At 40.9% G+C, this 9,433-nt stretch carries 8 protein-coding genes; 3 read left to right on the top strand and 5 right to left on the bottom strand.

All coding sequences use genetic code 11. From position 1 onward, the window contains the following. Window positions 1-1,748 (top strand): oligoendopeptidase F (pepF, locus tag WB217_RS00530; protein ID WP_423989634.1); only part of this gene is annotated, 1,748 nt, incomplete at its 5' end. Window positions 1,749-1,800: 52 nt separating this feature from the next. On the opposite strand, the gene WB217_RS00525 is transcribed toward pepF, so the two are convergent. Then, entirely contained in the window at window positions 1,801-2,406 is a 606-nt protein-coding gene (locus WB217_RS00525; RefSeq protein ID WP_423989632.1) for a hypothetical protein, read from the bottom strand. A 14-nt stretch (window positions 2,407-2,420) separates the two neighbouring features. Next, window positions 2,421-3,593, bottom strand: coding sequence for a ParM/StbA family protein (locus tag WB217_RS00520; RefSeq protein ID WP_423989630.1), 1,173 nt, complete (start codon window positions 3,591-3,593; stop codon window positions 2,421-2,423). A gap of 451 nt (window positions 3,594-4,044) precedes the next feature. Here WB217_RS00520 and WB217_RS00515 point away from each other — a divergent pair, with 451 nt between their 5' ends. Beyond that, window positions 4,045-4,830, top strand: a complete 786-nt coding sequence (locus WB217_RS00515; protein WP_423989628.1) for a metal-dependent hydrolase — start codon at window positions 4,045-4,047, stop codon at window positions 4,828-4,830. 162 nt (window positions 4,831-4,992) lie between these two features. Here the strand turns inward: WB217_RS00515 and WB217_RS00510 are convergent, their stop codons facing one another. The 3 genes from WB217_RS00510 to WB217_RS00500 all read right to left on the bottom strand — a co-directional run bounded on the left by WB217_RS00510 (window position 4,993) and on the right by WB217_RS00500 (window position 9,097). Beyond that, entirely contained in the window at window positions 4,993-5,334 is a 342-nt protein-coding gene (locus tag WB217_RS00510; protein ID WP_423989626.1) for a zinc ribbon domain-containing protein YjdM, read from the bottom strand. Window positions 5,335-5,557: 223 nt separating this feature from the next. Then, entirely contained in the window at window positions 5,558-8,641 is a 3,084-nt protein-coding gene (locus WB217_RS00505) for an efflux RND transporter permease subunit (protein WP_423989624.1), read from the bottom strand. Window positions 8,642-8,947: 306 nt separating this feature from the next. Continuing rightward, window positions 8,948-9,097 carry a hypothetical protein gene (locus tag WB217_RS00500; RefSeq protein ID WP_423989622.1) on the bottom strand — a complete coding sequence of 50 codons (150 nt, stop codon included), beginning with the start codon at window positions 9,095-9,097 and terminating at the stop codon, window positions 8,948-8,950. A 142-nt stretch (window positions 9,098-9,239) separates the two neighbouring features. Here WB217_RS00500 and WB217_RS00495 point away from each other — a divergent pair. Continuing rightward, the coding region (locus WB217_RS00495; RefSeq protein ID WP_423989620.1) for a DUF3231 family protein at window positions 9,240-9,433 on the top strand (194 nt) is incomplete at its 3' end.

Genomic DNA, 9,433 nt, shown 5'->3' with positions numbered 1-9,433 from the left:
ATTTATTCATCTCTGACAAGGCTTGGGAAGCCGCACTGGAGGATATTCAAGCAGATATAACTAAATTCGCAGGATTTAAAGGCCATTTACATATAGGACCAAAGACATTATTAGAATGCCTCGTCGCCCAGGAAGAGCTTTCTATGAAGCTCACTAAAGCCCGTACATATGCCAGCTTGAAACAATCAGCAGACGGAACGGATCCTGTTAATCAGTCCAATTCAGCGAAGATTGCTGCTATTAGCACGAACGCAATGGCTTCCTTGTCATTTATCTCGTCTGAAATTCTTGCGTTTGAACATGGCTCCATAGAAAAGTTCCTGCAAGAGGAGCCTGAACTTGAGCCATTCCGGAAAAATCTCTTAGAGCTTCTTGAAACAAAAAAACATAAGCTATCACCGGAAACCGAAGAGGTGATCGCCGCACTAGGCGAAGTTCATGCTTCTCCATATAAAATTTATGAAATGGCTAAACTGGCCGATATGGAATTTTCATCAATCGAGGATGAGGCAGGCAATGAATTGCCTAATTCGTTTGCGCTTTTCGAAAGCCGATACGAATTTTCACCGGATACAAATATCCGCAGAAAAGCATACGAGTCTTTTGTATCCACTCTTAAACAATACAAAAATACGATTGCGGCAACGTATTCTACAGAGGTAAAAAAGCAAGTGACACTCGCCCGCCTTCGAAACTATGAATCCGTCACACACATGCTGCTTGAACCACAACAGGTAACTTTAGAAATGTACAATAACCAAATTGACATCATTTATAAAGAGCTGGCACCGCACATGCGCCGCTTTGCCCAGCTGAAGAAGAAGGTCTTGGGGCTGGATAAGATGATGTTCTGTGATTTAAAAGCTCCTATTGATCCAGACTTTGACCCTGAAATCACTTTCGAAGAGGCCAGCAAAGTCATTACGGAGTCATTAAAGGTAATGGGACCAGACTATACGGAAATGATTGAAAAAGGCTTTAAGGAAAGATGGGTCGATCTCGCTGATAACGTAGGGAAATCAACGGGTGCTTTCTGTTCGAGCCCATATGGTTCTCATCCATATATCCTGATTACCTGGGCAGACAATATGCGCGGCTGCTTTACACTGGCTCACGAATTCGGCCATGCAGGACATTTTTATTTAGCGAACAAAAATCAGCGCATCATGAATGTTCGTCCATCCATGTACTTCATTGAGGCTCCTTCCACAATGAACGAAATGCTGTTAGCACAGCACCTGCTAAATGAAAATAAAGATGATCAGCAGATGAGCCGCTGGGTTGTCCTGCAACTGCTAGGTACGTATTACCATAACTTTGTCACGCACTTGCTTGAAGCTGAGTTTCAGCGCAGGGTTTATGCTCATGCTGAAGCTGGCAAAGCTCTGACAGCAAAAACTCTGACAGAAATAAAAGCCGAAGTACTTACGGGCTTCTGGGGTGACACGGTTGAAATCGATGAAGGAGCGAGCCTGACCTGGATGCGCCAGCCTCACTACTATATGGGCTTGTATCCGTATACCTACTCTGCTGGCTTGACTGCATCGACTGCCGTCGCTCAGCTGATTAAGGAAGAAGGCCAGCCAGCCGTTGACCGCTGGCTCGAGGTGCTCCGCGCAGGCGGCACCATGACGCCTCTGGAGTTATTGAAGCACGCTGGTCTTGATATGTCGACGCCAGAACCGGTCAGCAAAGCTGTCGCTTATGTGGGCTCCCTGATTGACGAATTAGAACGCTCTTATGAGTAATAACGAAAAGACCCCTTGGATTCTCGATCCCAGGGGTCTTCTTTTGGCATAATTACTTATTCATTTTAGCAAGAAAATCTCCAAGAATGTCATCTAAATCGTCTTCTTGTTCTTCCGGCTCTTCTTCCGAGACTTTATCATCATTTTGTTTCATAGATTCCCAGTCAAAAGAATCTAAATCATCATCAAATGAATCCATTTCTGCTGCTGGCGCTGCCTCTTCTGTCGCCAGAATACCGCTGTTTTCCTGTTCCGCTTCCGCTCTCGGATAGTCAATCTCTTCCTGCAAATACAGCGCCTCATCTATTTCAGTCGATTTACTGTTCAATGAAGCAAGCAGAGATGTAGCGCGAACCGGATCGCTTAACAGATGATAAACAATGTTGCCAAGCAAGGCCTCAGAATGCTCATGCTTTACCCAATCCCGTTGTGATTTACTTAGATTACGAGGAAGAGGGATGGTAATGGTTTCCCGTTCCTTTGATTGAGAGCTGCCAACACCCTGCATCACAAATTCAGCAATCTTACTGGAGAAATTCCTTCTCTCTGTTTCTTTCAATTTTTGCATATGCCTTAAAATGTGGTCGGGAGTGTCAGAAGGAACACGAAATGATATTGCTTGTCCTCTCTTAATCTCGTTTGGGTTGGTTTTTTTCATAGGATCACCTTATTTTAGCTTTTTACAGGCTCTGTAGCAGGTTTACTCTTTTCTGTCTTTTTCACATAATCCATGATCAGCTTGTAATAAGCATTCGCCATCATCCAGATGCTCTCTTTTTCATCCTCAAAGAATTCGATGTTATAGCCGTCAAGGTTATTATTTAATGTTTTGATATATTCCTTCAAAACAGTTGCACCGCCGCCAACGAAATAGCAGATTTCTGATTGTGAGTTCTTTGCCCAAACGTTGCGAAGCAGGCGATATTGCTTTTTCGCTAATTCAAGAAGGATGCGGTCAGTAATGTCATGTACACTTGTACGGCTTCCTTTGACCATGATATGGTTGCGGTCGTTTTTGCGTGTGATAATCTCAACAACATCTCTTCGGCTGTCCAATTCAACGCCGTGTTTGCTGCGGATTTCCTCTCTGATTTGTTCTAACGCCTCAGATACACCAAGGTTGAAGCCCTGTGCCTTATCATCATCAACATTGCGGTTTTTAATGACAGCGATATCAGTTGATAGGCCGCCAATATCCTGGATTAAAATTCTTCTATCAATTAAATCTTTGTTAATGATTTTCAGGCTATTATCCATTACTAGATTAATGTAAGCTGCGAAGCCTTCAGGATAGACTTTCACTTCTTCAAATTTAATATTCACTTTAATGCCCTGATACTTCGGAGTAACAAGGAACTCTACCTGATGGACAGATCCAACTAATTTTGAGCGGTATCCAGCATCTTTTCCTTCCTTTACTTCACGAAGCGGAAGACCAGTTCCAAGTGTATAGTTTGCATCGATCACATTCTTTGACCTTGGAAAAAGCTTTCCATTTTCTTCTTGAACGGCATCTAATGCCAAGGTAGCGAAAAGCATGACTAATGTCTGGTCTTCTTCAGACTTGCTGCTTCCCGGATCCAATTCAGTAGCATTGTCGCTTTTTGTCGCTAAGCTTCCCACACGATAAATTGCATTATTTTCTTTCAGGGCAGGGGAGTGGACTCTAATATGAATCCCATCAATAGGATCCTTTGTATCTAACTCTTCAATTCCGATGACAGGACGGTCCTCTGTATCCCTTGCTACAATATTAGGGATATTCAATTCATTATCAAATTCTCCGAAAATAGCTTTAATAGAATCATTACCTACATCAACAGCTGCAATTCTGGATTTTGTCATTTATATCATTCCTTTTCTGTTTTCTAAGTACTTATGTATATACTCTTACTATTTTAAAGGTAAAGCCAAATAATAGATACTGCAATAAAAACGGGTGAAAAGAAATATATTTGTAAACATGTAAACAAGCTGTAAACCTTTTAAGAGTTTTGTATACATAATTGTACACAACGATCACATTCATGTGTACATGTTGATATACCTGAATGTACACGCATTTGTAAACATGTAAACCATTTCGTATACACGATGTTTACAAAATGTATACAGGTAAACGAATTTGTAAACAAAGCTTTTAAAGCAATTATTTCCTCTATTTTCTATCTGTTCACCTCCCCTCCCCTGTCGGAAGATGTGTGTTATTTTCAAATCACCTATGGTTCTGTTTTTACATTTCGAAAAATAAAATAATCATAGTGGATAATACATTAGGTTTAGGGGGGGACAAAACATGAAAATAATGCGATTGGGTCATGCGATGTATATAATAAAAAGCAAGGATGGGAAAAATTACTTAATTGATCCGTTCTTTGATATGAATCCAGGTTTTCCAAAACATTTAAATTCAGCAGAATTTTATAAGTCGATTGATTGTGTATTACTAACACACGGTCATTTTGACCATACAAGCGGACTGCCAAAATTAGTGGAACATAAACCAGAAATATTGATTATGGCTCAATATGAACTGGCGATGATCCTTCTCCAGCAAGGCATCAAAAATGTCCTGCCAATCAATATTGGTGGTTCTGTTGCATTTGAGGATGTAAGGATTACTATGGTTCAGGCAAATCACACATCCTCCTATGGCGAGACGGAGGGAACCCCTGTCTATGCTGGGGAGGCGGCTGGTTATATATTTAATTTTAAAGATGATTACACGTTATACCATTCCGGAGATACCGGTTTAATGATGGATATGAAGTTGATCCAAGAGGTGTATGAACCCGAAATCGCGATACTTTCTTCTTCTGGACATTTTACAATGGGACCGAAGGAAGCTGCCTACGCTGTAAAAAAATTATTAAACGTAAAATATGTGATTCCTAGCCACTCCTTCCCTACCAAAGAAACTGCCACCTCTCCAGAAACCTTGAATCAATTATTGCAGGCCTTCCCGGTCGTAGAATTTATGATTGATAAAGACAAAGATTTAGCTGAACTGTTGAAGGATTATAAAAAGACAGGAGTCATTACTTTAGCATACGGAGAAGAAAAAGAATTGAACAAATACTAATATATCGAGGTCCCAACTTGTTGGGACCCTCTTTAATTATAGACAATTAATGGCAACATCAATTTAGAATTAGACTTTGGCTGGCGCTATCCACAGCAAAGCTCCCATGCACGATCCTTATAATGACTATAGAATGAGCCTGGCTAAAAGCCTGGCTCATTTTTATATCTTTTTAACAAACTCAGATTTCAGCTTCATCGCACCAAAACCGTCAATTTTGCAGTCAATATCGTGGTCACCATCAACCAATCGGATACCCTTTACTTTAGTACCGATCTTAATGACTGATGAAGTTCCCTTCACTTTAAGATCCTTGATGACGCTCACTGTATCTCCGTCATTCAGGACATTTCCGTTGGAGTCTCTCACAATCTTCTCGTCTGTGCTATTCCCTGTTACTTCTTCTAATGACCATTCGTAGGCGCATTCTGGACAAACTAAAAGGCTGCCGTCCTCATAAGTATATTCTGAATTGCATTTTGGGCAATTTGGCAAGTTTGACAAGTAATTTTCCTCCCTTATTTTGCAATGCCTATTATAACTTAATATAAATGCTTGCTGGTTAAATAAAACGTAAATACCCATTAAAACTTGTCTGTTGATTTCCGCTCCAGGCACTCGCTTTCCGCTCCAATCAACCGGCGCTTAAAATCAACATTGAACTATATCAGAGCCAAAAAATCAAAAAAACCCGCCAAATGACTAGTCATTCAGCAGGGCAAAGTAATTAGTTTTCTTCAATTTCTCTTCGGTTCTTTTTGAATATTTTAGATAGCACCTCATACACAATTGGTACTACAATCAAAGTTAATAATGTCGAACTTATCAATCCGCCGATTACGGTAATGCCTAGACCTTTTGAAATCAAGCCTCCTCCGCCAGAGCCAATTGCCAATGGAATCAGTGCACCGACAGTAGCGATGGCTGTCATCAGGATTGGACGGAGACGGGTTGCGCCAGCCTCAAGGACTGCTTCACGCATTGTCATACCTTCTCGCTCCATATGGATGATACGATCCACGAGTACAATGGCATTCGTCACGACGATACCAATGAGCATCAATAGACCCATCATAACCGAAACAGAGATGGTTTCATCTGCGATCAGTAATCCGACGAATGAACCTATGACTGCGAATGGAAGCGAGAATAGGATGGCAAATGGTGCGACCCCTTCACGGAAGGTTACCACCAGTATGAAGTACACAATAGCGATTGCAGCAAGCATAGCTGCACCAAGCTGGGTGAACGTTTCCGTCATATCTGCCTGCACACCAGCAGTCCCAACTTCAACACCTTTAGGTAAATCCAATCTATCAATTGCCTTATCTATTTCAGACGTAGCTTTTGAGATATCATCATCGATGGCTGTTCCTGAAACCGACGCGTAGTATTCACCTTTGCTGCGAGCAAGTGTGTTCATTGTTGTTCCTTTTTCTACAGTAACAAGCTCCGACAGAGGCAGTGTTTTCCCAAGCGCTGTAGGAACCGGTGTAGAAAGGATATCATTGATTGATTCCGGCTGTTTTGCTTGCTCCTGCTGGACAATGACATCTAGGGTTTCGACATCTTTTTCAATCGTTGTTAATACATCCTTCGCTTTTGACGGGTTAAGCATCATGACGATTTGACCTGCAGTTAAGCCATACTGCAGCAATTCATCCTGTTCTACTTTAAAGGTATACTCAACATACGCATCCTCTGCACTAGAAGAGACATCCTTCAAGCCGTCATTTTTTTTCATTTCTTCTTCTACCATTTTCACAGCTTTATTAAGTTTAATTAAATCTTCACTGTAGAATGTGTAGCTGATTTCATTTTCTGGCATCGACATTCCGCCGAAATTTTGACTCTTCCATTCACCGCTTTGACCAAGGTTGAACACATATTCTTCTATTTCATCACGGACTTCAGAGAAGTTTTCCATGTCAGGGTCAAAGATCAGATACATTAACGCACCGCCAGAGCCTAGCCCCATCATTGCCGACATCTGGTCTGCCTCTTCCGTAACAGATATTTGAACGATGTCTATGTCATCACGTTTCAGCATTTTTTCTTCCACTTTTTCAACATTCGCTAACGTTTCATCCTTAAGCTCACCTGCTCCAGGCGTATACGTTAAATACATAACCTTGTCTTCTTCACTGCCCATGAAACTGAAGCCGATGATTGGTGTCAGTGCAAGGCTGCCAGCAAGTAAAACGACAGCAATGAGTGAAGTGATGATTTTATGATTAAGCGATTTATTCAGTACGCCTTTATACCAGTTAGCTAATTTGCCAATTTCCTTATGGCTGCTTTCCGTCTTTTCACCATATAGCTTCTTCTTGAATAAGAAATGGGACAAAGCCGGCACAATCGTGATTGCGACGATCAGGGATGCACCAAGTGCAAAGGTCATCGTCAATGCGAATGGAGCAAATAGCTCACCAACCATTCCCCCAACAAAAATAAGCGGTGCGAATACTGCCACTGTTACTAATGTAGAAGATAGAATCGGCTTGAACATTTCAATTGTCGCTTCACGTACAAGGGCGCGGCCTGTTAACTTCTCTTCTCTTAAGTGCAGGCGGCGATAAATATTTTCGACGACGACAATAGAGTCATCAATGACCCGGCCAATCGCAACCGTAATCGCACCAAGCGTCATAATATTAAGCGTGATCTCCATCCAGTTCAACAGCAGCAAGGCCATGAAAATTGAAACGGGGATAGAAACGATCGAGATAATCGTAGATTTGAAATCTCTTAGGAAGAGAAGAATAATCAAAACAGCGATCAATCCACCAAATACCGCTTTTTCAATCATCGTTGAAACGGATTCTTCAATTGGTTTCCCCTGGTCAAGAGACACATCGATGACCAAGCCGTCAATCTTTGCTTTTTCTTCTTTTATCAAATCTTTTACTTCATTCACAACATCAACGGTATTTGCCTGCTGCTCTTTAACGATTTGAATCGCAATGGCATCGTCGCCGTTCGTCCGGGATACAGACTGAACCTTACCAACCAATTCAATGTCAGCAATATCGCTCAGCTTCACGAATGGTGAAGGATTGCTTGCTGAAGGTGTAACCGGGATCAGCATGTTCTTCAGCTCATTTTCTGTCATGAACTTGCCGTCCACAGCAACTGCCTGCTCCCCTTCCTTAAACTCATAAAGTCCCAGGGAAACTGCCAGGTTGCTAGCCTTGATCATTTCTTTTACTTTATCCTCGGTCAGGCCGAATTCAGCCATTTTTGCTTCATTATAAGTAAGGTCGACTTCTTCGATATGTTGTCCTGTAATTGTTGCAGATGCAACACCATCAATTTTTTCAATCTTTGGGAGGATGATATCCTCAACTGTAGACGTTAGCTCAACAATATCTTCCTTGTTACTGCTGACACTAAGCGCTGCAACAGGCATCATATTCATGCTGATTGCTGTAATGCTTGGCTCCTGTGCCCCCTCTGGCAGCTCTACAGCATCTAAAGCAGATTGCAGGGCACGCTTTGCCTCATCCATATCAATGCCATATTCATATTCCACTTGAATGCTAGACATATTGGAATATGAATTGGAATAAACGTATTTTACATCCTCAAGTCCTTCCACCGCTTTCTCGATTGGAATGGACACATCCTCCATTACTTTTTCAGGAGTTGCACCTGGATAGACATCCATTACCATTAAGTAAGGAATCGATATATTCGGGATTGTCTCCATATTCATTCTTGTCCCTGAATAAATTCCAGATACAGTAATGATCATTGTAAGCAGCCAGACTGCAAGCTTATTTCCTAGAACAAAATTAACTAAACCTTTCACTTGTACACCTACCCCTGAATGACTTATTTAGCTCATTATAATATTAATGACTGACCGGTCAGATGTCAATCATTACACAAAAGAAATACAAGGTTTGGGATAGACAATAAAAAAAGAGCAAAGAGGATAGATTTTGCTCTTTTTTGCTTAAACGATGATCTCTACAGATGTTTAATTAAAATTTTATGCGAATTAATGAGGGGAAAAAGGTTCTATTCTGTTAATAGAAAGACCGTTTCTCATACTTAAACTTAATGATGATAAACTGTTTGTATTTATTAAGTTTCCACTATCAATATTTAAAAACTATTCATCATCTACTTCTCCGTCACCCATTTCATCTTCTTCCTCTACATCTTCCACATCTTCTCCAACTTCAGGTTTTTCGTCATTTCCACAGCCAGTGATGGAGAACATGGAGAATGCCAGCAAAAACATTAATAAGAACTTTTTCAACTTAAAAACCTCCTTTTTATAAGGTTTTCCATCCTTCTTCTTTCTATGTACTGACTGGCGATAGAGCCCGCACATACTAAATCTCCCTAACAGTAATAATTTCTTATTTAAAAGTAACAATAATAGGAAAGGAGTGTATGGAATGACTGAGACAACAAACAAAACCCAGGTTGAATTGACTGCGACCGAAGTATCCAACTTATGGGCAGGTTATATGAAAATCACGATGGAACTGCGGTTTTATGAATATTTCTTAGCAACCTCAAAAGACCCAGAAGTTAAAAATATAGTGGAAAAGCTATTGAATTTCGCCAACAAAAACGTGCAGGATCTCAA

It is taken from the genome of Mesobacillus sp. (assembly GCF_049588175.1).
Classification (GTDB): domain Bacteria; phylum Bacillota; class Bacilli; order Bacillales; family Cytobacillaceae; genus Mesobacillus.
The sequence above is the reverse complement of the archived record's forward strand: the minus strand, read 5'-3'. Positions and strand labels throughout refer to the sequence as shown.

What these genes read in the sequence shown, in the direction of transcription:
- WB217_RS00525 (WP_423989632.1), bottom strand. Translation starts at nt 2,406, where the DNA reads ATGAAAAAAACCAACCCAAACGAGATTAAGAGAGGACAAGCAATATCA.
- WB217_RS00520 (WP_423989630.1), bottom strand. Translation starts at nt 3,593, where the DNA reads ATGACAAAATCCAGAATTGCAGCTGTTGATGTAGGTAATGATTCTATT.
- WB217_RS00515 (WP_423989628.1), top strand. Translation starts at nt 4,045, where the DNA reads ATGAAAATAATGCGATTGGGTCATGCGATGTATATAATAAAAAGCAAG.